The sequence below is a fragment of the Nocardiopsis flavescens genome (assembly GCF_900141985.1).
In the GTDB taxonomy this organism is placed as follows: domain Bacteria; phylum Actinomycetota; class Actinomycetes; order Streptosporangiales; family Streptosporangiaceae; genus Nocardiopsis; species Nocardiopsis flavescens.
Window position 1 is genome coordinate 1 of the sequence record NZ_FQZK01000012.1, and the last position, 21,040, is coordinate 21,040.

Genomic DNA, 21,040 nt, shown 5'->3' on the forward strand with positions numbered 1-21,040 from the left:
AGGGTGACGACGTTGCCGGACTCGCCGGCGCGGGCGGTGCGCCCGCCCCGGTGCAGGTAGTCCTTGTGGTCGGTGGGCGGGTCGATGTTGACCACCAGGTCCAGCCCGTCGACGTGGATGCCGCGGGCGGCCACGTTGGTCGCGATCAGCGCGGTGACGTCGCCGCGCTTGAACTGGTCCAGGGTGCGGGTGCGCTGGGGCTGGCTGCGCCCGCCGTGCAGGGGCGCGGCCAGCACCCCGCTGGCCAGCAGGTGCTCGGCCATGCGGTCCACGGCGCGCTTGGTGTCCAGGAACATGATCACCCGGCCCTCGCGGGCGGCGATCCTGGTCGCGACGGCCTTCTTCTCCGCGGGGGAGACGTGCACGACGTGGTGCTCCATGGTGGAGACGGCGCCCTCGGACAGGTCGACCGAGTGCACGACCGGGTCGTTGAGGAAGCGGCGCACCAGGGTGTCGACGTTGCGGTCCAGGGTGGCGGAGAACAGCATGCGCCGCCCGCCCGCGGGGACCTCTTGGAGGATGGCGGTGACCTGCGGCATGAAGCCCATGTCGGTCATCTGGTCGGCCTCGTCCAGGACGGCGGACTCCACCCGGTCCAGGACGCAGTCGCCGCGTTCCATCAGGTCGCGCAGGCGTCCGGGGGTGGCCACGACCAGGTGGACGCCCTGGCGCAGGGAGCGGGCCTGGCGGTGGATGGGCATGCCGCCCACGACGGTGGCGGTGCGCACCCCCACCGAGCGGGCGTAGGGCTCCAGGGAGTCGGCGACCTGCTGGGCCAGTTCCCGGGTGGGGGCCAGGACCACGGCCAGGGGGCGGCGGGGTTCGGCGGTGCGTCCGTCCATGCCGGCGAGCAGGGCCAGGCCGAAGGCGAGGGTCTTGCCGGAGCCGGTGCGGCTGCGGCCCAGGACGTCGCGTCCGGCCAGGGAGTTGGGCAGGGTGGCCGCCTGGATCTCGGACGGCGTGGTCAGGCCCTGGCGGGCCAGGGTCCGCTTGAGCGCCTCGGGCATGTCCAGCGCGGCGAAGGACTCCGCGGCGGGCAGGGCCGGGGTGACGGTGACGGGGAGCGCGAACTCGCCGGAGGGGCCGCCGCTGCGCGGACGCGAGGGCGTGCGGGGACGCTGCCGGCCGTACCCCCGGGAGGGGCGGCTGCGGCTCGTACCGGTGGTGCGGTACGGATGACTCATGTGGGGCCTTTCGCCGACGGCGCTCGCCGGGCGGGAGGCCTTGCGGCCTCACAGGGGGAAACCGGGTACGCCGGATGGATGAAACCTGTGCGCGCTCACCCGGGGATTCCCGGGGCGCGGGGGCCGGTCGGAGAACGACGTCCGAAGAACCGGCGGCACAACAAGAGCGACGGGGTCCGGCGCCCGTAGGGCGGACCCCGTCGCGGGGGAGCGCGAGCCCCCCGGGATCAGGCTAGAGCAGGGTGATGTTCTCGGCCTGCGGGCCCTTGGCCCCGGCGACGGCGTCGAACTGCACGGCCTGGCCCTCGGCCAGCTCACGGAAGCCCGTGGCCTGGATGTTCGAGTAGTGGGCGAAGACGTCGGGGCCGCCGCCGTCCTGCTCGATGAAGCCGAAGCCCTTTTCGCTGTTGAACCACTTGACCGTACCGGTCGCCATATGGATGCCTCTCGTCGGAAGATATGAAGAAAACCGCTGATGACGATTTTCCCGTCACCGCGGTGATCTCCCGAAGACATGGATCCATCGGAAGTCACGACTGCAACTTCCTAGAACCTAGCACACGTGAATCACGCTGTCCCGGAAATTCGATGTGTCGCACGGCACCGGGGCATGTGGTACCGAAACGGCGGCGAATTGGGTCGGGGTCCCGCGCAAAACCGCGGAACCCCGGCGTGGCGCGGTTTTCAGCTCCCGCCGCCCTCCGGGCCGACCCGGTCCGCGGCCAGGCGCCGGTAGTGCCGCGACCTCGTCCCCAGCACGACCGCCGCCAGGGCGGTGGCGATGAGCGAGGCCGCGAGCACGCCGGTCTTGGCGTGCGCCAGGTGCCCCGGGGAGTCGGCGAAGGAGAGTTCGCTGATCAGCAGCGACACCGTGAAGCCGATCCCCGCGAGCTGGGACATGCCCACGATGTCGATCCACTTCAGGCTCGGGTTCAGCTCCGCCCGGGTGACCTTCGTGGTCAGCCACGAGCCGCCCGCGATGCCGACGGTCTTGCCGACGACCAGGCCCAGGATGATGCCGAGCGACGCCGGGTCGCGCACGACGGCGCCGAGCCCGTCGATGACCACTCCCGCGGAGAAGAAGGCGAAGATCGGCAGGGCCAGGCCCGCCGACCAGGGCCGCAGGACCTGTTCCACGCCGTGGCTGGGGTCGTGCGCCTCGCCGGGCAGCTTGGCGGTGCGCATCAGCAGGCCCATGGCCACGCCCGCGATGGTGGCGTGCACGCCGCTCTCGTGCATGAGCACCCAGATCACGACCGCCAGCGGCACGTACACCGCCCAGTTGGGCAGCCGGGAGGCGTTGAGGCGGGCGGCGAGCCCCCGGCCCCGCTGGAGGTACCCGAAGAGGACCAGGCCGACCAGGGCGGCGGCCAGCATGAGCAGGTCGATGCCGGAGGTGTAGAACACCGCGATGACCACGATCGCGCCCAGGTCGTCGACGATCGCCAGGGTCAGCAGGAAGGTGCGCAGCGCGGGCGGCAGGTGGCGCCCGATGACCGCGAGGATGGCCACCGCGAAGGCGATGTCGGTGGCCATCGGGATGCCCCACCCCTGCAGCGTCTCGGGGGAGGAGAAGTTGACCGCCGCGTAGATCGCGGCGGGCACGACCATGCCGCAGACCGCCGCGATGATCGGCAGCATCGCCCGGCGCGGGTCGCGCAGCTCGCCGTTGACGAACTCCTGCTTGAGCTCGTTGCCCACGACGAAGAAGAAGACGGCGAGCAGGGCGTCGGCCGCCCACGTCTCCAGCGACAGGTTCAGGTGCAGGGACTCGGGGCCCAGCGTCACCGCGCGCAGGTCCTCGTAGACACCGCCCAGGGGCGAGTTGATCCAGACGATCGCGACCAGCGCCGCGCCGATCAGGAGGAAGCCCCCGACGGTGTCGCTGCGCAGTGCTTCGGCCAGACGCGAGAGGGGTCCCCGGGACGGGGAGTGTGCCGGCGGGTCGATGCTCATGGGCGGCTTTCTGGAGACGGCTGTGGGACCGCCGACCAGTCTTCCCGGCACACCTAGGACTCGCGAGTCATGCCCCGTGCTCTCCGCGTACGGGGCGAAAGTCCAGGGCAGAGCATATACGTCCGTTTGATCCGTTCGGTGTCCGGGTGCGTCGCAGAGGCTTGTTCTCCGGTGTGCCGGGAACACTGGTCGGCGGTGGCACAACTCCCATCCGGAAACGCAGGTGTCCGATGCCCGACCCACACCTCCACGGAACGCACGTCTACCGCTCCGGGACCGGCGCCCGTGAGATCCGGGACTGGTGCGGGGAGCGCATCGCGGCGTGGCCCGCGCTCGTCCCGCTGCCGGTGCTGAGCACCGGGCTGGGCGCCACCCGCGCCTTCGCCGCCCCGGGCGGGGACGCCCCTCCGGTCATCGTCCTGGGCGGTACCAACTTCAACTCCGCCACCTCGGTGGAGCTGGCCCGGGTCCTGGCCCGCGACCGCCCGGTCACCCTGGTCGACCTGCCCGGGCAGCCCGGGCTCAGCGAGGGCCTGCGGCCCCGGTCGGGCCGGGCGGTCGCCTACGGCGCCTGGTTCGACGAGGTCCTGCCGCTGCTCACCGCGCGCCCGGCCACCGTGCTCGCGCACTCGCTGGGCGCCGCCGTGGCCCTGTCCTCCAAGCCCTCCGAGCTCGTCCGCGCCGTCGTGATGGTCGGCCCGGCGGGCCTGACCGCGGCCTCGGTGAACCCGGACCTCATGCGGGTCACCCTGCCGTGGATGATCGGGCCCCGCGACGACAAGAGCACCCGCCTGCTCGACCACATGAGCGGCCCCGGGTACACCTCCGCGGCGCGGGGCGCACGGGTGCACCCGCTGGCCCCGTGGATGACCCTGGTCGGGCGGCACTGCCGGACCAGCCTGGCCCCGGGGCCGCTGCCCATGGAGTGCCTGCGCCCCTGGGAGGGCACCCCGGTGGTCGTGGCCACCGGCTCCGACGACGTCTTCTACTCCCCCGCCCGCCTGCACGGGCCGGCCCGCCGGCTGCTGGACGCCGAGGTCACCGTCCTGGAGGGGGCGGGACACCTGGCCCCCTACGAACAGCCCGAACGGGTCAACGAACTGGTGCGCTCCCTGGACTGACCGCGGCCCGCCGGGCCCCGGCGTCCTGCGGCGCCCGGGAAGCGGCGCGCCGACGGGCCCGGGCCGTGCACGGACCCGTCGAGGGAGTGGGGCCCTTCCCGGTTCAGCCCCTGCCCGTTTCCCGGGCGTCCCCGTCCAGGAGCACCTGGTCCAGGGTGCGGGCCCCGATCCCGGCCAGCAGCGGGGAGTCGTCCGAGTGGGCGGACAGCAGCACCCCGAAGAGCAGCGCCCACGCCCGGGCGCGGGTCCACACGTGCGGGTCGACGGCGCCCGCCGCGTCCACCCGGGCGCGGAACGCGGACCGTCCCGCCGGGCCGAACAGCATCCAGGCGACGGCCAGGTCCGTGGCGGGGTCGCCGGAGGTCAGGTCGCCGAAGTCGAGGACCGCGGCCAGGCCGTGCCCGTCCGGGCGGGCCAGGATGTTGGCGGGGTGCAGGTCGCCGTGCAGCCACAGCGGCGGCCCGGGCCACGGCGGCGCGGCGGCGGCGCCCTCCCACACGCCGGCCAGCCGGTCCCGGTGCGCGAGGCCCGGCACGGACTCCAGCCGCAGGCGGAACCCGGCGGAGCGCTCGGCCAGGGGCACACCCCGGAACGGGTTCACGGGGGCGTCGGCGGGAGCGGGGGCGTGCAGTCCGACGGCGAAGTCCGCCAGCGGCCCGGCCAGCGCGTCCCGGTCGGCGGCGGGGACCTCGGCCGCGAGGCGCCCCTCGAACCAGGGGACGACCGCCCAGTGCCAGGGATAGCCGCGCCCGGGGACGCCGACCCGCACCGGCGCGGGCACCGGGGTGTCCAGGCGCGCGGCGATCTCCCCCAGCCGCGACTGCTCGTTGAGGGCGAGCCCGGCGGCCCGCTCCCGCCGGGGCAGGCGCACGGCCAGCGCGTCGCCCAGCCGCAGGAGGGCGTTGTCCCACCCGTGGACGGCGGGGGAGAGGGGCAGGCCGGCCAGGTCCGGGTGCTGGTCGGCCAGCAGCAGGCGGACCAGCCCGGGGGTGATGTCCACCTCGGCCTCGGGAATGTCCATCCGCCCATCCTGGGGCACCCCCGCCCGTGCCCGGAACCGCGCCCCGGCCCGGACCCCGCGCGGCGCGGCCCGGCCCGGACCCCGCGCGGCGTGTGTACCAAAGGTACGACTGGTACCTTTGCTTTCATGAGTGAGGTTCAGGTGGAGACCATTCGCCAGGTACGCGACCACATCGCCGACGTCGTCGACAGAGCCGATAGAGACGACTCGCCCACGGTGATCACCCGCCGGGGCCGGGAGGTCGCGGCCGTCGTCCCCATCGAGATGCTCCGCCGCTACCAGCTGCTGGAGGAGCAGGAGGTCCTGCGCCTCGTCAGGGAGCGCATGGCCGACCCCGCCCCGGGTATCCCGATGGAGCAGGTCATGGCCGAGATCCTGGAAGGGCCGGAGTGACCTACCGGACGATCTTCCGCCCCGAGGCGAGGGAGGAGCTGCGCAAGCTCCCCCGGACCGTGGCCATGAACGTGTTCCGCAAACTGACCGAGCTGGAGGCGGACCCCCTCGGGTTCGGCACCACCGCACTGGTAGGCGACCCGGAGGTGCGGCGCCTCCGAGTGGGCGACTACCGGGTCGTCTACACCGTGGAGCACGACCGCCTCATCGTGTGGGTCGTCCACGTGGGCCACCGCTCCGGCGTCTACGACCGGCCGTGAGGATGCGCAGTGGACCCGGCCGGGCCCCGCGCGGCGGGGCCCGGCCGCGGCGTCAGCGCTGCGGGCGCTCCCCGGACCGCGCCGACTCGGTGTGCGAGTCCGGCTCGTCCTCGGGCAGCGGGACCGCCCGCAGGACCTCGTTCGCCTCGTAGAAGTCGGCGGGCGGCATCGCCCGCAGCGCGCTCAGGAGCTCCTCGTCGCCGTCCGCCTCCAGCGCGGCGGCGACGAGGCGGTCCCTGCCCGCGGGAAATGCGACGCCCTCCAGGATTCGGCGCAGTCCGGCCCGTCCGCGTTCGACCCCCATGGCCCCTCCCCGTGCGCCGCGGGCACCTCCCCCGGCGCACGGGGCGACTACCCGGCGGCCGGGAGCGTCAACCCCCGGACCACAGGGCCGTGACGGCGTCGACCGCCGCGACCACCGCGGCGTGCCGTGACAGCGCGGCCAGCGCCGCGTCCTGCCGCTCCCGCTCGTAGGTGGCGGTGGCGTCGGCCGCCACCACCACCCGGAACCCGTGCTGGAAGGCGTCCCGGGCGGTGGCGTCGACGCAGCAGTCCACGGTGAGCCCGCAGACCACCAGCCAGGAGACGTCCGACACGTACAGCAGGCGGGCCAGGTCGGTGCCGTGGAACGCCGAGTAGCGGCGCTTGGTCACCACCTCCTCCCCCGCGCGCGGGTGCGCCCCGAACCACTCCGGACCCGGGGTGCCCACCAGGCACGGCTCCTTGGCGGCGGCCTCCGCGGCGGACAGGTGCGCCATCCCGCGCAGCCACCGCGAGGAGTCCCACGGCTCGTCCGGGTCCTGCTCCAGGCGGGCCCACAGCACGGGGACGCCCGCCGCCCGGGCCCGGTCGACCAGCAGCCGGGTCCCGGCCAGCGCGTCGCTCACCCGCGCCCGGGCGTCCGCGTCCAGCCACGGCAGCCGCTCCGGGTCGCCGAAGTCGCGCTGGGTGTCCACCACGAGCACGGCGGCCTCCCCGGGCGGGCCGGGCAGCGGGCGCGGGTGCCCCGCCACGTCGATGAAGGGGCCGGTCACGGCCCCGCCCCCGCCCCGGCCGGGCGCAGCAGCGGCATCACCCGCTCCCCGAAGTCCGCCAGGTCCGCGTGGTAGTCGGGGAAGATCAGCATCAGGCCGTCCAGCTCGGCGAACCCGACGATCTCCCGGATGCGCTCCGCCACGGTCTCCGGGGACCCGGTGACGAACGGGGTCTGGAACGCCTCGTCCTCGGGCCGCTCCGCCGTCAGCGACAGCGCCCGCTCCGGCGGCAGTCCCCAGGACACCTTCATGTTGACGAGCGCCTCGACGTCCGCGCCGCGCCCGTACGCCGTCCTGCGGGCCTCGGCCTCCTCGTCGGTGTCGGCCATGACGACCGTCAGCATCGAGTAGGTGCGGATGGTCCGCCCCTGCTTCTCCGCGCGCAGCTTGACGTCGTGGCTGGCCTCCCGCAGGCCCGGCAGGTCCTGGGCGGTGAGGAACGACCCGTCGCAGTGCCGGGACTGGAACTCCAGCCCGGCCTCGGAGCGCCCCGCGGCGATCAGCGTCGGCCGCTGGGCCGGGTGCGGCAGCGAACGGCAGTCGTCCAGGTGGAAGTACTCGCCGTCGTGGTCCACGGACGGCTCCGTCCACAGCCGCTCCAGCACCGAGGTCCACTCCTCGGTCCACCGGTACCGGTCGGCGTGGGACAGGCCGCCGTCCCACAGCCCCATCTGGGAGAACTCCTCGGCGTAGGCGCCCACCACGATGTTCATCCCGGCGCGGCCGCCCGCGATCTCCTGGAGGGTGGTGAACATCTTCGCGGTGACCGCCGGGTGGAACAGGTTGGTGTGGACGGTCGCCCACACCTTGACCCGCTCGGTGGCCTCGGCCAGGCCCGCCATCATCGTGATCGACTCCAGGGTCCTGCCCCAGTGGTCGGTGGTGCCGCCGTACCCGCGCCACTTGCCCATGGACATGACGAAGTCCAGGCCGTACCGCTCGGCCAAGACCGCGGCCCGGCGGTTGTAGGCGTAGGTCGCCTCCGGGTGCGGTGCGGTGTCGGAGACGATCCACCCGCCGCTGCCGATGGGCAGGAAGACCCCGTACTCGGTGTCGGCGGCCGTCGTGCCGCCAGATTCTGACAACTCGGATTCCTCGCTCGCGGTGTTGGTGGGGGGCACCGGGGCCGGTCGCCCCGGTGCCCGTGGCCGTTCCCCCGGGGACGGGAGGGGTCACTCCTGCTGCTGCTCCTCCTCGGCGGGCCACACCACGTTCCCGGCGACGTACACGGCCTCCAGGTAGTGCGGCTCGAAGAGCGGCTCCAGGTCCGGCACCTCGTCGAGGGCGCCGCTGTCGACCAGGTTCTGCGTCTCGGCCTCGGTCAGGGAGAGGTCGATGTAGCCGAAGCCGGTCTCGTCCGGGGTGGAGGCGCGCACCAGCTCGCTCTCGGCCTCCCACACCTTGAGGTTGTGGTCGACGTCGAACTCGCCGGTCGGGTCCAGGGCGGCGGCCTGCTCCACGCACTCCTGCCCGTTCTCCTCGCAGTAGTCGAACGCCCTGGCCAGGGCCCGCAGGAAGTCCTCGACCACGGTCCGGTTCTGCGCGGCCCACTCCGGGTTGGTGGCCATCACGCCGAAGGAGCCGACCACGCCGAAGTCCTCGGGCAGCCACTCGACGTACGTCTCGTCCATGGCGTCGAGCTGGTGGGGCTCGTTGGAGCGGAAGGCCGCCAGCGCCTGCACCTGGTCGCGGGGCAGGATGCTGGGGTCGTAGCCGGTGTCGACCTGCTCGATGGAGTCGACGTCGACGCCCGCGGTGGTCAGCATCGCCTCCAGCGGGGCGGCGAGCATGCCGGGCCGCCCGAGGGTCTGGCCCTCCAGGTCCTGGAGGTCCTCGACCTCGGGGCCGGTCAGCAGGGAGGAGATCGGCACGTGCCCGTAGGTGGCGATGCCGACGACCTCGTGGTCCTGCTCGTTGGCCTGCACGATCTCGGCCTCGCTGGCCACCGGGGTGAAGTGGGCGGTGCCCGCCGACACCAGCTGCGAGCTGGCCATGACGTCTCCGGTGCCGCCCTGGATCTCCACGTCCAGGCAGACGGCGTCGAAGAAGCCCAGGCCCTCGGCCGCGAACACCTCCAGCTGGCTCACCGAGGCCTGGTAGAAGTAGCCGGAGATGTAGGTGACGGTGCCCGCGTCCTGGTTCGTGGTGCACCGCTCGTCGTTGACGGCGAGCGCTGACGCCGCCGGGGCCTCGTCGGCGGCCTCCGAGCCGCCGCACGCGGCGGTCGCCAGCACGGCCGCCGTCAGGGCCGCGGCACCGAGGTACCGCGGCAGGGGGGTGGTGGGGGTGGTCATCTGGGGGGCTCTTCCGTTCGTTGGGCAGGGTGGGATCTACGGGGACGGGAGGCATGGGTGCGCTGCGACTCGTGCCAGAAGAGCGCCCGGCGCTCGACGGCGGAGACCAGCGCGAGCATGAGGACGCCCAGGGTCGCCAGGCAGGCGATCGCCGCGTACACGGAATCGAGCCGGGCGGCCGAGGCGGAGGTGCTGATCAGGGTGCCGAGCCCGCCGTTGCTGCCCGCGGCCACGAACTCGGCGACCACGGCGCCCACGATGGACAGCGGCATGGTGACCCGCAGCGCGGCCAGGGTGTAGGGCAGGCCGTAGGGGATGCGCAGCCGCCACAGCACCTCGGCCCGGGAGGCGTGCAGGGTCTGGAACACGTGCAGGACGGGTTCGGGCACCGCCCGCAGCCCGGTGGTGACGTTGATCAGCACGGGGAAGAACGTGATGATCGCGGTGACGATGACCTTGGGGGCCATGCCGAACCCGAAGGCGACGACCAGCCCGGGCGCCAGCGCGACCACCGGGGTCACGTTGAGGACCACGGCCAGCGGCATCAGGGCGCGCCGCACCACCGGGACCTCGGACATCACCAGGGCCAGGGCGAACGCGACGCCGGCCCCGCAGGCCACCCCGACCAGGGCGATGGACAGCGTGCTCCAGGCGTTGGAGAGGAAGACCTCGGGCCGGTCGGCCAGGGCCAGGCCGACGTCGGAGAGCCGGGGGAGGATGTACGGGTGCTCGGCGGCCACCGCGGACCAGCCGGCGGCCAGCACCAGGACGACGAGGGCGGTGGGGGCCCAGGTCGCCGGGTGCAGGGGGCCGCGCGGCAGGTCGCGCCGGCGGCGCCCGGGGCGGGCGGGTGCGGGCGCCGGGCCGGGACGGTCGTGGGCGGGGCGCAGGGGAACGGTCGCGGTCATGTGGATGCTCTCGCTCATAGCGTGACGAGGTCGTCGGGGGCGGCTCCGGTCTCCCAGGCGGACTGGAGGGACGCGCGGACGCGGTCCTCCATGGCGTGCATGTGCGGCCCGGTCACGACCGCGGCGTCCCGGGGGCGGGGCAGGTCGACCCGCACCACCTCGTGGACGCGTCCGGGGCGGGCGGACATCACCACGACCTCGTCGGAGAGGGTGACCGCCTCGCGCACGGAGTGGGTGACGAAGACGACCGTCGTCGCCCGCCGCTGCCACAGGCCCAGGAGCTGCAACCGCAGGGCTTCGCGGGTGAACTCGTCCAGGGCCGAGAACGGCTCGTCCATGAGCAGCAGCCGGGGGCCCAGGCCGAAGGCCCGGGCGATCGCCACCCGCTGCCGCTGCCCGCCGGAGAGTTCGTGCGGGTACCGGTGGGCGACGTCGGACAGGCCGACCGCCCGCAGCAGCTCGTCGGGGTCCTCGCCGCCGGTCCCCGCACGGCGGTTGACCCGCCGGGGCAGGCCGATGTTGCGGCGCACGGTCTGCCAGGGCAGCAGGGCCGGGGTCTGGGGGACCAGGCCCACCCCCTTGGCGGCGCACAGGGCGCGCGGGCTGGAGCCGAAGAGGGAGACCTCCCCGGTGTCGTGGTCCTCCAGCCCCGCGATCACCCGCAGCAGGGTGGACTTTCCGCAGCCGCTCGGTCCGATGAGGCTGACGAAGCGGCGCGGTCCGACGTCCAGGTCGACGGACTCCAGGGCCGGACGCGCGGGATCGCCGCCGTCGTAGGTCTTGGTGAGGCCGCGGATGCGGATGCCGAGGTCGTCCGGGGCGTGTGTCATACCCGCTCCTCATTCTGTGTGAACACATGGTTGCACAGGGTCATCGCTCGTGGTGGGGCGAGCGCGCGCACGGCGATCAGGCCGTCGGGGTGAGGAAACGGTCGCCGGGAGTTCCGGCGGTGATGAAAGGGATCACGAAAGAGAAGTCCACGGGCGCACCCTCCTGGCGCCCCCCGGGTACGACGGACCGGGGGCTGGCGGTTGGAGAGCGGGTGGAAGACCGAAGGATCGACGGCCCGCGGGGTTGTGTGACGGGGTGAGACGTTAGGGAGCCGGTATTAACTCTGGATGAAGGCTCTGTCACGTACCGATATCGAGGACGCGGAGGCGTAGGTCCGCGTCGAGCAGGGCAACGGTGATCCTCTGGGTCGCGAACGCGCTGGGCAGCCAGGCGCCCCGGCCGAACAGCCTGGACAGCGGTTCTCCCAGGACCAGGAGGACCCGGGCCCGCGGGAAGTGGACGTCCCGCAGCCAGGCGAGCTTGAAAGCGTCGGCGATCACCTTGTTCCGCTGGGACGACTTCACCTGGCCGGCGAAGGGCGAGCACTGCACCAGCAGGCCCGGGGGGTCGCCGTCGGCGCAGTCCACGCCGATCCGGACCCCGTCGGCGAGAGTGAACTCGCGCGGTGCCAGGTCAATGCCGAGCTGTGCGGACAGCGCCCGGGACAGTTCGGTGTTGTCGGGTCGCCGGGCGAGGGTGTCCGCGGGTTCACGTACCGCTGTTTCCCTCATGGGACGAAGACCTTAGTGCACAAGGGTCCCAGTGACCTTCTCCTTTCAACCTTTGTCCGCTCTGCTCAGAGGTGGGTCCGATGTATCGACCTGCGCTTTTCCGGAAGGGTGAATGTGACGCGTATCACACTGGCTGGGAATGGGGCGGACCCCTTCCGGAGCCCCGTTCCGGGGGGTGAATCGAGGGGGGTCCGGATGCGTACGCCTGTGCGCTTCGCCGGTTTTGTACGGCTGTTTTCCTGGAGAGGTTGAAAATCGAACAAAAAGGTTTCCCCGTCGTTATGGCGTAATCGCCGGGGGAGGGGCGGGCGCCGGGAGGCGGTGAGCCGGAGCCTTCCGCGGCCCCGCCGGAGAGGGGCGGACACGGCCGGCGGGGCGCAATCCCGGGAGCGATTTCCGGGAAGGGGCGCTGGCCCGCGGCGCCCCTCCGTATTCGCGGATGGTGCGCGTGTGACTAAAGAGATGGATGAGGTGGAAGTGATGAAAAGGGCCGCCGTCGCGATCGGCGACGGCGGCCCCGGGGGCCCGGCGGCCGGGCGGGTCAGGGGGCCGCGGAGGCCGCCCGCAGCAGCCGCAGCTGGCCCAGTTCCGCGGCGTTCTTCATCAGCTCGGCGTTGACCCACGCCGCCGTGTCCGCCACCGTCATCCCTGAGCCCTCCGGCCACGGGAACGGCGCGGGGTCGTCGAGGGGGGCGGTCGGCAGGACGGAGACCCACTCACGGCGCAGAGCGTTCAGCCACTCCACCACCCCCTCGGGGCCGGGCCAGGCCACGGCCTCCCGGTCGCGGGGCTCGCGGCCGGACAGGTGGTCCAGGGTCACGCCCCACCACCAGCCGATGTGCCAGGTGACCCAGCCGACGTCGGGCACGGGGACCGGGTCGGGCTCGGTGTCGGACCAGTCGGGGACCCAGCCGTCCCCGGACCGGTGCATCGTCCAGCACGGGTCGGCGGGCTTCCACAGGACGTCCTCGGGGACCAGGCGGTCCAGGTGGTACTCCAGCAGACCCCAGGTGAGGTCGAACTGGCGGCGCAGCAGGCCGATACGGGTGTCGTCGCTCATGGGCGGCAGCCTGGCACAGCGCCCCGGCGCCGACCAGCGGTTTTCGCGGCGGCGCCAGGGCCGGGCGGAGTCGGGGCCGGGAGGTGCCGGAGCCGGGGGCCGGGGTCAGGACACCCGGCGCACCGGCTGCACCAGGTCGGTCACCCACTCCTGCTGCGGCCGGTCGCCCGGCGTCCAGTAGACCTCGCGGCAGACGCCGGCCAGCTCCATGCCCTGTTCCCGGACCCGGTCGACCAGGGCGGCCCAGGTCTCCCCGATCCCGGAGACCTCGCCCCGGTGGGTGGTGACGGCCGCCTCGCCGCCGGGCAGGTCGGACACCTCCAGCCCGGGCACCTCCCGGACCCGCGAGGGGACCACGAAGCCCGCGGTCACGGTGAGGCCGTCCCCGCAGGAGGGGTCGGCCGGGTCCCCGTCCGCCCCGGGGGACTCGTCGTAGGTGTAGAAGGCGATCGCCGGACCGTGGTCGCCGACCCCGGCGGCGGCCAGGAGCCCGGCCGCCTCGGGGAACATCGGGCCGATCACGGGGCCGACGTTCTCGGGCCCCGCGCCGGGGGCCGGGCGGATGAGCACGGCGATCCGCTGCGGTTCCACCCGGCGCAGCTCGGCGGCGATGGTGTCGGAGGTGGACATGACGGGAACCCCTTCCCTGCGGCGGAGGTAGGCCTCGATCCGGCTCAGCCGGGCACGGCTCTCGGCGATCTCCCGGCGCAGGCCGGCGCCGGCCGCCTCCAGGATCTCCCGCTCCCGCGCGGGGTCGGGGTCACCGCACACGATCCGTGCGATGTCCTCCAGCCCCAGGCCGAAGCCGCGCAGCTGCACGATGCGGCTCAGCCGCGTGAGCTGCCCGACCTCGTAGAAGCGGTAGCCGGTGTCGGGGTCGACCCGGGCGGGGGCGAGCAGACCGATCCGGTCGTAGTGCCGGAGCATCCGCACGCTCACCCGCCCGATCGAGGCGAACTCTCCGATGGTGAACATGACACCTCCACGTTCGGGCCTGACACGGTGTCAGGGTCAAGGGGACGGGTGGGGAACGTCGAGGGGGCCGCGCCCGCCGGGGCACCGGTGCGCCGGGTGGGGCGCGGATGCGCTTCCAGAGAAGCACAGGGGCTCCCGTGGGGCCGGTGTGCCGGTGCGGTGACGCTCCGCCGCCGCGCGCCGCCCTGCGGCCGTCTCGGCGCGGCGCGACGCCGCCGTCCACCCGGTGCCGGGGCGTCGATCCGGACGGCCGTCCCCTGGGCGGTCCCGTCCCCCGGGAGGGGTCACCGTGCCGCCGGCGACCCCCGGCGCATACTCGACTGCGTGCCCGCGGGCGTATCCGGTAGACTCTGGCCTCGGTGGCGTCGGCCCTGCTCACACGGGCCTGCCACGGGCCTCTAGCTCAATTGGCAGAGCAACGGACTTTTAATCCGTGGGTTCAGGGTTCGAGCCCCTGGGGGCCTACCCGTGAAATCCCAGGTCAAAGCCCCGGTTTCGGTCCCCGATCCGGGGTTTTCCCGTTCGCGGCACCCGCCGGTCGCCCCGAACGCACTCTGTTGCCTTCGCCGTGTCTCCTACCTTGCCGGGCAAGCCGGAGCAACACCCCTGTTCGGCGCCTTCCAAAACCGGATGATTCGGGAGCTTTCGCCCCGCTCCTCGGGAAATCCGTTGGTCGGTGCCGACTTCCAACGGACGTATAATCCGTTACTTCATCCCCGCAGGTCAGATATGCCACCGCGTGAAAGGGGAGCAAGGTCGGAGGAGCCCCGGAAACGGTGGTTCCGGGGCTTGGTGGTGAGTGTGCGGTGGGTCAGGCCAGGTGGCCGGACTTAATGCCCTGGAGGAGCCCGGCCCACTCCGGGGAGGCGAAACTCAGTTGACCCAGGAGGGGGTTCTGCGAGTCGCGCAGGTCGGCTCCCTGCGAGCCTTCGCGCGCCTCGACGCAGTTGGTGCCCCCGTTGCTGAAACTGCTCTTGTGCCAGTCCGTGCCAGGCGACACCGGTGACTTGTTCATCGCTCCAACCCCTTCTGCTCATCACGGAGGTATGGCGACATCATGCACTGCGGCGGTGAGGCTCTGGCTTATCTTCGCGTTCGCGGCCGAGGGCCGACGAAGTGATCGAAATCCGACCGCGCGTGCCGCCTCAAGACCCAAGCTCGCGCTGGACGGCCCGAGACGGTTCGGATGCGGATCGGTCCTGCACCACTGCGCCCGGTGCGGGACCGACCCTCGTCAGGTCGTGGCCCTACTTGGTAATGGCGTTGATCAACGCCGACCACTCTGCAGCCGACACGGAGAGGAGTCCTAGGTCCCTGTGCTGGGTGTCTCGGACGCGCGTCTCCGGGCCCTCCGAGACTTCCACGCACTCGCCCGTGTTGCCGCTGTAGCTGGACTTGTGCCAAGGGACGGAGCTCATGCTGCTCCCCTTTCCGCCAGTGACTGGATCATCTGCACGCTTTCGGCCGGTGTCAGTGCAAGCGACCGTAGAGCGCCGAACCTGAGGGTGTTCGCTGCAACTAGATCAGGTTCGGTGTAGAGGGTGCCACGTCCAGCGCCTTCGCTGTACACAAGGTACTCGCTCGGGGCCATGCCGAGCAGGGTGAAGCTCCCCTCCAGCGCGCAGTGTGCTCCGCGTCCATAGGGCAGTACCTGGACCGTGACGAAGGGCTTGCTCGTCACGACATCAACGATCCGCTGGAACTGTTCCCTCATGACGTCAAGGCCACCGATGGTCCGATGCAGCGTCGCTTCATCGATGACGTACTGGACCAGCGGAGGTGTGCTCCGGTCCAGCAGTTTCTGCCGTTGTAGGCGTGATTGCAGCAGGTCGTGGAGTTTCTCTGGCGGGCTTGGAGGATAGGCCGCTTCCAGTGTCGCTCGTGCATAGGGCTCTGATTGCACGAGCGCTGGAACGACCTGAGCTTGGAACTGCTGGATGACCAGGGCTTTCGCCTCAATGTCAACGTACTTCTGAAGCCAACGGGATGGTGCTGCCCGACCTTGTGGCCACAGATTTCGTAGCCGACCGTTGGCACCGAGTGCCTTGTCGGCGGCGACGGTGAACTCCTTGGAAGGGCGGCGCTGAAGTCGTTCGATGGCCCCGATCTGCTGGCCCGAGGTGCCTGTGAGTCTCCCCAGCTCCCGCTGGGACAAATCGGCCTCTGTTCTCAAACGTATCAATTCGCGGGCAAACTCTTCCTGGGCGACTTCATCAACGATCTTCGGTTTTCCAGTCATGGCACCAAGAAACCACAAACGCAAGCAGCTTGGTAGTGCTTGTGCGATTCGCTCTCCAGAAATGGCACATCTCTGGACGCTGCTGTGCTGGTCAGCGAGGGTGTGCGTACCGAGTGGCACGAAAGCGCCACGGAATCGCTTCTCGGTGAGGGTGCAATAAGGGACCCGGCAGCTGTGCGACCAGCTCCGGGTACGGCCCTCACCCCTACGCCAGAGGTGAGAACATGCCGAATTCTACCGTCCTGGACGCCGTCCCTCCAGGGCTGCGCACATTGACCCGCATCGTCGGTCTCCTCCATCTCGGATGGGTGGTGCGCGTTCTGCCCCACGCCGTTCCCGAAAGGCAGTGGGCCGCTTACGACCGGGCACTGCTCACCGCGGAGGAGATCACCTGCGGTTTCCGAGTCGCGCTCTTCGCGCCGACCGTGGCCGCTCTCGAACTCTCGCCGGCCGCGGAGTTCGCGTACCGAGAGCGGGCAGGGTGGTGATCGCGACGGCCCCGGTTCGGCAAGCGCTCCACCAGGCGCGGCGCACCTTCCCGGGAGAAGCCCTCACCACGGTCGCGCTCGCCCGCACCTGGGTCGAGTCCACCCTTCGCACCTGGGACATCGCGGTCCCCGACATGCTGCCCCTCGTGACCTCGGAGCTGGTCACGAACGCTCTCACCCACACCCGCAGCGGCCTGCCCGGCGAGAACGTCACCCTCCGCCTCTACGCCCACGAGGACCGCATCAGGGTTGCGGTCAAGGACGCCGGCCCCAAACCCGGCCGCGCCCCCAGGCTTCGCCCCCGGAACGCCTCATCGACCCACGGCCGCGGTCTCCTCCTGGTCGAGGCCCTGTGCCTGGAGTGGGGAGCGCTGACAGTCGGCACCGGAGTGTACGCGGAGCTCGCCCGCTGAGTCGGGGCAACCGCCACCGGAGTTCACAAGACCTCCCGCGATGAGAAAGCCGTCACCCATGGCCATGGCCCGAGCACCCCCCTTCCGGCGCTACCGACCCGACAGGAACCGAATCCTCATCCAAGGAGTGAACCCCTGATGGCAACGGACACCACCCAGGCCCCCGCCCCGCGGACGGCCCCCGACAACGGCCTGCTCATCGCGGTCGAGGACATCGCCGCCCTGCGCTCGCGCGGCGACCAGCCCTCCGACGGCGGCGGCACCGGCCGCTCTGACACCAACGACGGCTTCCACTAGGAACCCCCTGAGGAGCACCCTTGTCCGCTGATCTGATCAGCGGCCGCCTGGGCGGGGACACCTTCCCCGCCCAGGTCCTCGGCCGCCACCACCAGCGCTACCCCGCCCCCGACAACAACCCGAACGTCTTCGCCGACCTGCTTACCTGGCAGGACCTGAACCGACTCCTGGCCACCCACCGCATCGACACCCCCCGCGTGCGGCTCTCGGCCGGAGAGGCCATCGACGTCGGCCACTACACCCGGCGGCGCCGGTACCGGCGCATGCCCGACTGGAACGCCCCCGTCCCCCACCTGCTCCACCGCCGGCTCCGCGAGGGCGCCACCCTGGTGGTGGACGCGATCGACGAGATGCACCCGCCCATCGGCGACCTGGTCGCGGGCATGGAGGCCTGGCTGGGCACCGGCATTCAGACCAACGCCTACGCGAGCTGGACCCCCAAGGAGGGGTTCGGCGTGCACTGGGACGACCACGACGTCATCGTGCTCCAGGTCTTGGGCCGCAAGCGGTGGCGCATCTACGGCACCACCCGCACCGCACCCCTGCACCACGACGTCGAGTTCGACGAGGACCCGCCCACCGAACCGATCGATGAGTTCGTCATGGAACCCGGCGACGTTCTCCACGTCCCCCGCGGGTGCTGGCACGCGGTCGCCGCCTCCGAGGGCGAACCCAGCCTGCACCTGACCTGCGGGCTGAACACCACCACCGGGGCCGACTTCCTGTCCTGGCTCACCGCCCGTATGGTCGAACACGAACAGGTCCGCATCGACGTGCCTCGGGACCCGGCCGCGTTCGCGGACTGGTCGTACCGGATGAGCGAACTACTCACCGCCCGCCTCCAGGACCCGGCTGTGGTGGGCGAGTACTGGCGGGACGGCAACGAGACCGCCACGGCCCGGATGGCGTTCAGCCTTCCCATGGCCGTGACAGGGCACCTCACCGACACCTCTCTGCTGCGTCTGGCCACTCGGCGCGGAACCCTCACCACCGGCCGGGGCGAGGCCGTCTACGCCGCCCAGGGGCGCCGCTGGCGCATCGCCCCCGCAGCCGCACCGGTGCTCACCTACCTGGCCGACACCGGCACGGCCACGGTCAAGGAACTGGCCCAGCTCGTCCCCGCCGTCCCGCGGGACGCCCTGGGCGATCTGCTGTGCAGGCTGCTGGAGGACGGAGCCCTGGTGGGGGAAGGCGAAGCGGAATGACCCTGCTGGGCCTGGGCACCTACCGCAGCCGCGACGTTGTCACCTCGGCGACCATCGCGGCTGCGGCCGGGTGCCCCCTCATCGACACGGCCCCCGCCTACGGCAAGGGCACCCACCAGGCGGCCCTGGCCCCGGTTCTCAAAGAACACCCCAGGGTACGGATCGCGACCAAGGTCGGGCATATGACCGCCGGCCAGGCCCGAGCCGCTCTGCTCAGTGGGGTGCTCACCGAGGGCGAGGCCGCCGCCCGGCACAGCATCGCTCCGGCCTATGTGCGCTACCAGGTGGGGATGAGCCGGGTCGAACTCCAGCGCCCCTTGCTGGACCTGGTGTACCTGCACAACCCCGACCACCACACCGGAGATCGACAGGGGCTGCATGCCCGGATCCGGGAGGCGTTCACCGCCCTGGAGGAAGCCCGCGCCGAAGGCCTCCTGCTCGGGTACGGGGTCGCCACCTGGTCCGGGTTCCGTGACGGCGCGTTCACTGTCCCCGATCTGGCCCGCCTCGCCGAGGAAGCAGCGGGCAGCCCGAACACCGGGCTGACAGCGGTGCAATTGCCGGTGTCCATGGTGGAGATCGACCCGATCCGCCAAGCCCTCACTGGAACAGGCCCGATCCCTGCCGCTCGCGTTGCAGGATGGGAGGTGTGGGGATCGGCGCCGCTGCACGGCGGAGAGCTGCCCGCCCGCATCACCGACCACCTGGCCGACTACATCGCCACCGGCACCGACCCGGTGCGAGCGGCGTTGCTGGTCGCGACCTCCACCCCCGGCCTCAGCGGGGTCCTGCTCAGCACCGCCAACACGAACCACTGGCGCCAAGCCGCCGCGACGGTCACCGGCCAACGCCTGCCGCCGCTTCGACTCAAGGACATCTGTGACCTCCTCCAACCCGTCACCTGACCTGACCGGGCCCTGGCACCGGGCCGCCCGCGAACTCGCCGCGACCCCCGCGCCCGAAGGGCTGTTGCGGGCGGGGACAGGCGGTAGAACCCTCGGGGGCCCGGTCACCGTAAAAGATGTGCAGGGGTGGTTGCGGGTCATGGCCGCGCCCCGGCCGGGCGGCAAGATCTGGGAGGGCGCGAACCTGGCCGATGTCCTCCTGGCGGAGGAGATCCCTCGACCCGCCCTGCTCGGCGAGCTCGCCTGGAATGACGAGAACGGCCTTGTGTTCCAGGCTCACCTGTGGGAGCGCCTCCAAGGACGAGAACTCTCCCCGACGCCTAACTTGACCGCTCCGGCTCCGGTGACCGACCGGTGGTGGAACGACCTGCGTATCGCGCTGGACCACCTGCACCGGACATCGGCCCCGGCGGGACGCCAGGTGATGACGCAGGACTACATCGACCGCATTCCCCGCTTCATCCCCGCCCTCCACGGCCGGGATCTGACCGTGGGGCGGTGGGAGACCTCCCACGGGGACCTGCACTGGGCTAACCTCACCACCGACCCGCTCCAGATCATCGATTGGGAAGGCTGGGGGAGTGCCCCGGTTGGGTACGATGCCGCGGTCCTGCACGCCTACTCCCTCACCGAACCCGCGACCGCGGTACGGGTGCGCGAAGTGTTCGCCGACGTGCTCGACAACCCGGCTGGGCGGCTCGCGCAGTGGGTGATCTGCGCCGAGATCATCCAGGCGGCTGATCGGGACCCCCTCCACGCCCCCCTCAAGCCTCATGTTCAACGTTTGGCCGAAGAGCTTCTCATCTCGTGACCGGTAGCAGTCGAGAGTGGTCCGAAACTCGGCACACACCAGAGTCTCCATCACAACCGGAACGAGACACTCCGTGCAAGTGCATTCACCGCGGGCTGACTTGCTCAATCCGTTGGTCGTGTATTCCTTTCAAATTCTTGCACTTGCAGCGAAGAAAACTTTCCGTCCACGGTCTCCCTGTTCCGAAACGATTCACTTGACTTCTGCTTCCTGTCGCCTTGCTAGAAAGGCGATGAGCTCCTCTAGAATAGATGCGAGTTTTGGGTTCTCGAGAACGGTTATCAGCTCTTCCATGCGCGCTCGGAGTAGCGCCGTGTCGTTCGGATTTTCCCGCATGGAGTCCTGACGCAGAGCATGAGTTAGCGTCTTGAAGGCCCTCACTGCCGATGCGGTCTTCTCTGCCGGATCGCCATCCGTGAACTGTGAGTCCGCGTACCGGTCGATCCACCACACCAGACCCAGATCTTGGGAGAATAACCGATCTCTAAGTGCGTCGAGGCGCGCTGTCTCTGCGGCTTCCTGGAGACGGACACGGTTGGCCGCAGCGGTCCGAACTCGAGCCTCCTCCGCGACGGTCGGGGGTGTCCACAACCGGACTTGGCCTGTGATAAGTAGCCGCTCATCGGTGACGATCGGCTTTGAGAGTTGGCGGTTAGCCGCCCATTCAGCCTCATTCGTATGGAGCACCGGATGGGCGGCCACCTTTCCCCTTACCGCGTCTGCCAGCAGGCTCCGTGCCACGGCGTCGGGGTTGAGGATCTTGTCCTGATTTTCCTCTCTGATTCGCCATTCGTAGTCGAATTTTGCTTCGAAGTAAAGGCCCCGGTCGGCGCTCTCGATCAGGATGGAGAACTTGCGGTTCGGGTCCCCTGTCCTGTGCGCGTTATCCATTACTTTTCTGCGGCGGAACAACC

General features: G+C 71.2%; 26 protein-coding genes and 1 tRNA gene. 10 read left to right on the plus strand and 17 right to left on the minus strand.

Annotation, left to right across the window (positions count from 1 at the left end; genetic code table 11):
- From BUE45_RS18935 to nhaA, 3 genes are all read right to left on the minus strand, one after another.
- Nucleotides 1-1,184, minus strand: a 1,184-nt coding sequence (locus BUE45_RS18935; protein WP_073380702.1) for a DEAD/DEAH box helicase, incomplete at its 3' end; no start/stop codon positions are given.
- 232 nt (nt 1,185-1,416) lie between these two features.
- Nucleotides 1,417-1,620, minus strand: a complete 204-nt coding sequence (locus tag BUE45_RS18940; RefSeq protein ID WP_073380703.1) for a cold-shock protein — start codon at nt 1,618-1,620, stop codon at nt 1,417-1,419.
- 248 nt (nt 1,621-1,868) lie between these two features.
- Nucleotides 1,869-3,140, minus strand: a complete 1,272-nt coding sequence (nhaA, locus tag BUE45_RS18945) for a Na+/H+ antiporter NhaA (RefSeq protein ID WP_073380704.1) — start codon at nt 3,138-3,140, stop codon at nt 1,869-1,871.
- Nucleotides 3,141-3,370: 230 nt separating this feature from the next.
- Between nhaA and BUE45_RS18950 the strand changes: the two genes are divergently transcribed.
- Nucleotides 3,371-4,261, plus strand: a complete 891-nt coding sequence (locus tag BUE45_RS18950) for an alpha/beta fold hydrolase (RefSeq protein WP_073380705.1) — start codon at nt 3,371-3,373, stop codon at nt 4,259-4,261.
- A gap of 103 nt (nt 4,262-4,364) precedes the next feature.
- On the opposite strand, the gene BUE45_RS18955 is transcribed toward BUE45_RS18950, so the two are convergent.
- A complete protein-coding gene (locus BUE45_RS18955) occupies nt 4,365-5,282 on the minus strand; it encodes an aminoglycoside phosphotransferase family protein (RefSeq protein WP_073380706.1) in 918 nt (305 codons plus the stop codon).
- 126 nt (nt 5,283-5,408) lie between these two features.
- Between BUE45_RS18955 and BUE45_RS18960 the strand changes: the two genes are divergently transcribed.
- Nucleotides 5,409-5,675 carry a type II toxin-antitoxin system prevent-host-death family antitoxin gene (locus BUE45_RS18960; RefSeq protein WP_073380707.1) on the plus strand — a complete coding sequence of 89 codons (267 nt, stop codon included), beginning with the start codon at nt 5,409-5,411 and terminating at the stop codon, nt 5,673-5,675.
- A complete protein-coding gene (locus BUE45_RS18965; RefSeq protein WP_073380708.1) occupies nt 5,672-5,935 on the plus strand; it encodes a type II toxin-antitoxin system RelE family toxin in 264 nt (87 codons plus the stop codon). Before BUE45_RS18960 ends, BUE45_RS18965 begins: the two co-directional genes overlap by 4 nt.
- Nucleotides 5,936-5,987: 52 nt before the next feature.
- On the opposite strand, the gene BUE45_RS18970 is transcribed toward BUE45_RS18965, so the two are convergent.
- From BUE45_RS18970 to BUE45_RS19010, 9 genes are all read right to left on the minus strand, one after another.
- Nucleotides 5,988-6,239, minus strand: a complete 252-nt coding sequence (locus BUE45_RS18970) for a DUF2795 domain-containing protein (protein WP_073380709.1) — start codon at nt 6,237-6,239, stop codon at nt 5,988-5,990.
- A 67-nt stretch (nt 6,240-6,306) separates the two neighbouring features.
- Entirely contained in the window at nt 6,307-6,969 is a 663-nt protein-coding gene (locus tag BUE45_RS18975; RefSeq protein WP_084737500.1) for a cysteine hydrolase family protein, read from the minus strand.
- Nucleotides 6,966-8,054, minus strand: a complete 1,089-nt coding sequence (locus BUE45_RS18980) for an LLM class flavin-dependent oxidoreductase (RefSeq protein ID WP_073380710.1) — start codon at nt 8,052-8,054, stop codon at nt 6,966-6,968. Before BUE45_RS18980 ends, BUE45_RS18975 begins: the two co-directional genes overlap by 4 nt.
- A gap of 87 nt (nt 8,055-8,141) precedes the next feature.
- Nucleotides 8,142-9,263 (minus strand): ABC transporter substrate-binding protein, encoded by a 1,122-nt coding sequence (locus BUE45_RS18985; RefSeq protein WP_073380711.1) that lies wholly within the window; start codon nt 9,261-9,263, stop codon nt 8,142-8,144.
- Entirely contained in the window at nt 9,260-10,171 is a 912-nt protein-coding gene (locus tag BUE45_RS18990) for an ABC transporter permease (protein WP_073380891.1), read from the minus strand. Before BUE45_RS18990 ends, BUE45_RS18985 begins: the two co-directional genes overlap by 4 nt.
- Nucleotides 10,172-10,185: 14 nt before the next feature.
- A complete protein-coding gene (locus BUE45_RS18995) occupies nt 10,186-11,001 on the minus strand; it encodes an ABC transporter ATP-binding protein (RefSeq protein ID WP_073380712.1) in 816 nt (271 codons plus the stop codon).
- Between the two features lie 300 nt (nt 11,002-11,301).
- Nucleotides 11,302-11,733, minus strand: a complete 432-nt coding sequence (locus tag BUE45_RS19000; RefSeq protein WP_073380713.1) for a hypothetical protein — start codon at nt 11,731-11,733, stop codon at nt 11,302-11,304.
- A gap of 541 nt (nt 11,734-12,274) precedes the next feature.
- Nucleotides 12,275-12,793: a DinB family protein gene (locus tag BUE45_RS19005; RefSeq protein ID WP_073380714.1), complete on the minus strand. Its 519-nt coding sequence runs from the start codon at nt 12,791-12,793 to the stop codon at nt 12,275-12,277.
- A 105-nt stretch (nt 12,794-12,898) separates the two neighbouring features.
- Entirely contained in the window at nt 12,899-13,768 is an 870-nt protein-coding gene (locus BUE45_RS19010) for a MerR family transcriptional regulator (protein WP_073380715.1), read from the minus strand.
- A 392-nt stretch (nt 13,769-14,160) separates the two neighbouring features.
- Between BUE45_RS19010 and BUE45_RS19015 the strand changes: the two genes are divergently transcribed.
- Nucleotides 14,161-14,233, plus strand: a tRNA-Lys gene (locus BUE45_RS19015).
- Between the two features lie 346 nt (nt 14,234-14,579).
- On the opposite strand, the gene BUE45_RS19020 is transcribed toward BUE45_RS19015, so the two are convergent.
- The 3 genes from BUE45_RS19020 to BUE45_RS19030 all read right to left on the minus strand — a co-directional run bounded on the left by BUE45_RS19020 (nt 14,580) and on the right by BUE45_RS19030 (nt 16,007).
- On the minus strand, nt 14,580-14,783 hold the full coding sequence (locus BUE45_RS19020) for a DUF397 domain-containing protein (RefSeq protein ID WP_073380716.1): 204 nt from the start codon (nt 14,781-14,783) through the stop codon (nt 14,580-14,582).
- A 232-nt stretch (nt 14,784-15,015) separates the two neighbouring features.
- Complete coding sequence (locus BUE45_RS19025; RefSeq protein ID WP_073380717.1) at nt 15,016-15,186, minus strand: DUF397 domain-containing protein; 171 nt, start codon at nt 15,184-15,186, stop codon at nt 15,016-15,018.
- On the minus strand, nt 15,183-16,007 hold the full coding sequence (locus tag BUE45_RS19030; RefSeq protein ID WP_084737503.1) for a helix-turn-helix domain-containing protein: 825 nt from the start codon (nt 16,005-16,007) through the stop codon (nt 15,183-15,185). Before BUE45_RS19030 ends, BUE45_RS19025 begins: the two co-directional genes overlap by 4 nt.
- A 224-nt stretch (nt 16,008-16,231) precedes the next feature.
- On the opposite strand from BUE45_RS19030, the gene BUE45_RS32600 reads away from it, so the two are divergent.
- From BUE45_RS32600 to BUE45_RS19060, 6 genes are all read left to right on the plus strand, one after another.
- On the plus strand, nt 16,232-16,495 hold the full coding sequence (locus BUE45_RS32600; protein WP_073380718.1) for a hypothetical protein: 264 nt from the start codon (nt 16,232-16,234) through the stop codon (nt 16,493-16,495).
- A complete protein-coding gene (locus tag BUE45_RS19045; RefSeq protein WP_178378579.1) occupies nt 16,489-16,908 on the plus strand; it encodes an ATP-binding protein in 420 nt (139 codons plus the stop codon). Before BUE45_RS32600 ends, BUE45_RS19045 begins: the two co-directional genes overlap by 7 nt.
- A gap of 138 nt (nt 16,909-17,046) precedes the next feature.
- The gene (locus BUE45_RS32605) at nt 17,047-17,205 is read left to right on the plus strand and encodes a hypothetical protein (protein WP_178378580.1); all 159 of its coding nucleotides are present in this window, start codon (nt 17,047-17,049) and stop codon (nt 17,203-17,205) included.
- Nucleotides 17,206-17,225: 20 nt separating this feature from the next.
- Complete coding sequence (locus BUE45_RS19050; protein WP_073380719.1) at nt 17,226-18,410, plus strand: cupin domain-containing protein; 1,185 nt, start codon at nt 17,226-17,228, stop codon at nt 18,408-18,410.
- Entirely contained in the window at nt 18,407-19,315 is a 909-nt protein-coding gene (locus BUE45_RS19055; RefSeq protein ID WP_073380720.1) for an aldo/keto reductase, read from the plus strand. The genes BUE45_RS19050 and BUE45_RS19055 overlap by 4 nt, the downstream gene beginning before the upstream one ends.
- Nucleotides 19,290-20,126: a phosphotransferase gene (locus tag BUE45_RS19060; RefSeq protein ID WP_073380721.1), complete on the plus strand. Its 837-nt coding sequence runs from the start codon at nt 19,290-19,292 to the stop codon at nt 20,124-20,126. The genes BUE45_RS19055 and BUE45_RS19060 overlap by 26 nt, the downstream gene beginning before the upstream one ends.
- Before the next feature lie 192 nt (nt 20,127-20,318).
- Here BUE45_RS19060 and BUE45_RS31915 read toward each other — a convergent pair whose 3' ends face one another.
- A complete protein-coding gene (locus BUE45_RS31915; RefSeq protein ID WP_143173410.1) occupies nt 20,319-21,017 on the minus strand; it encodes a hypothetical protein in 699 nt (232 codons plus the stop codon).
- Nucleotides 21,018-21,040 lie beyond the last annotated feature (23 nt).

Excerpts from the sequence above, each read along its gene's own strand:
- BUE45_RS19020 (WP_073380716.1), bottom strand. The coding sequence starts at position 14,783 with ATGAACAAGTCACCGGTGTCGCCTGGCACGGACTGGCACAAGAGCAGT.
- BUE45_RS19025 (WP_073380717.1), bottom strand. The coding sequence starts at position 15,186 with ATGAGCTCCGTCCCTTGGCACAAGTCCAGCTACAGCGGCAACACGGGC.
- BUE45_RS32600 (WP_073380718.1), top strand. The coding sequence starts at position 16,232 with ATGCCGAATTCTACCGTCCTGGACGCCGTCCCTCCAGGGCTGCGCACA.
- BUE45_RS18955 (WP_073380706.1), bottom strand. The coding sequence starts at position 5,282 with ATGGACATTCCCGAGGCCGAGGTGGACATCACCCCCGGGCTGGTCCGC.
- BUE45_RS19000 (WP_073380713.1), bottom strand. The coding sequence starts at position 11,733 with ATGAGGGAAACAGCGGTACGTGAACCCGCGGACACCCTCGCCCGGCGA.
- BUE45_RS19055 (WP_073380720.1), top strand. The coding sequence starts at position 18,407 with ATGACCCTGCTGGGCCTGGGCACCTACCGCAGCCGCGACGTTGTCACC.
- BUE45_RS18990 (WP_073380891.1), bottom strand. The coding sequence starts at position 10,171 with ATGACCGCGACCGTTCCCCTGCGCCCCGCCCACGACCGTCCCGGCCCG.
- BUE45_RS18940 (WP_073380703.1), bottom strand. The coding sequence starts at position 1,620 with ATGGCGACCGGTACGGTCAAGTGGTTCAACAGCGAAAAGGGCTTCGGC.
- BUE45_RS19005 (WP_073380714.1), bottom strand. The coding sequence starts at position 12,793 with ATGAGCGACGACACCCGTATCGGCCTGCTGCGCCGCCAGTTCGACCTC.
- BUE45_RS18985 (WP_073380711.1), bottom strand. The coding sequence starts at position 9,263 with ATGACCACCCCCACCACCCCCCTGCCGCGGTACCTCGGTGCCGCGGCC.
- BUE45_RS18950 (WP_073380705.1), top strand. The coding sequence starts at position 3,371 with ATGCCCGACCCACACCTCCACGGAACGCACGTCTACCGCTCCGGGACC.
- BUE45_RS31915 (WP_143173410.1), bottom strand. The coding sequence starts at position 21,017 with ATGGATAACGCGCACAGGACAGGGGACCCGAACCGCAAGTTCTCCATC.
- BUE45_RS18995 (WP_073380712.1), bottom strand. The coding sequence starts at position 11,001 with ATGACACACGCCCCGGACGACCTCGGCATCCGCATCCGCGGCCTCACC.
- BUE45_RS18970 (WP_073380709.1), bottom strand. The coding sequence starts at position 6,239 with ATGGGGGTCGAACGCGGACGGGCCGGACTGCGCCGAATCCTGGAGGGC.
- nhaA (WP_073380704.1), bottom strand. The coding sequence starts at position 3,140 with ATGAGCATCGACCCGCCGGCACACTCCCCGTCCCGGGGACCCCTCTCG.
- BUE45_RS19030 (WP_084737503.1), bottom strand. The coding sequence starts at position 16,007 with ATGACTGGAAAACCGAAGATCGTTGATGAAGTCGCCCAGGAAGAGTTT.
- BUE45_RS18960 (WP_073380707.1), top strand. The coding sequence starts at position 5,409 with ATGAGTGAGGTTCAGGTGGAGACCATTCGCCAGGTACGCGACCACATC.
- BUE45_RS19010 (WP_073380715.1), bottom strand. The coding sequence starts at position 13,768 with ATGTTCACCATCGGAGAGTTCGCCTCGATCGGGCGGGTGAGCGTGCGG.
- BUE45_RS32605 (WP_178378580.1), top strand. The coding sequence starts at position 17,047 with ATGGCAACGGACACCACCCAGGCCCCCGCCCCGCGGACGGCCCCCGAC.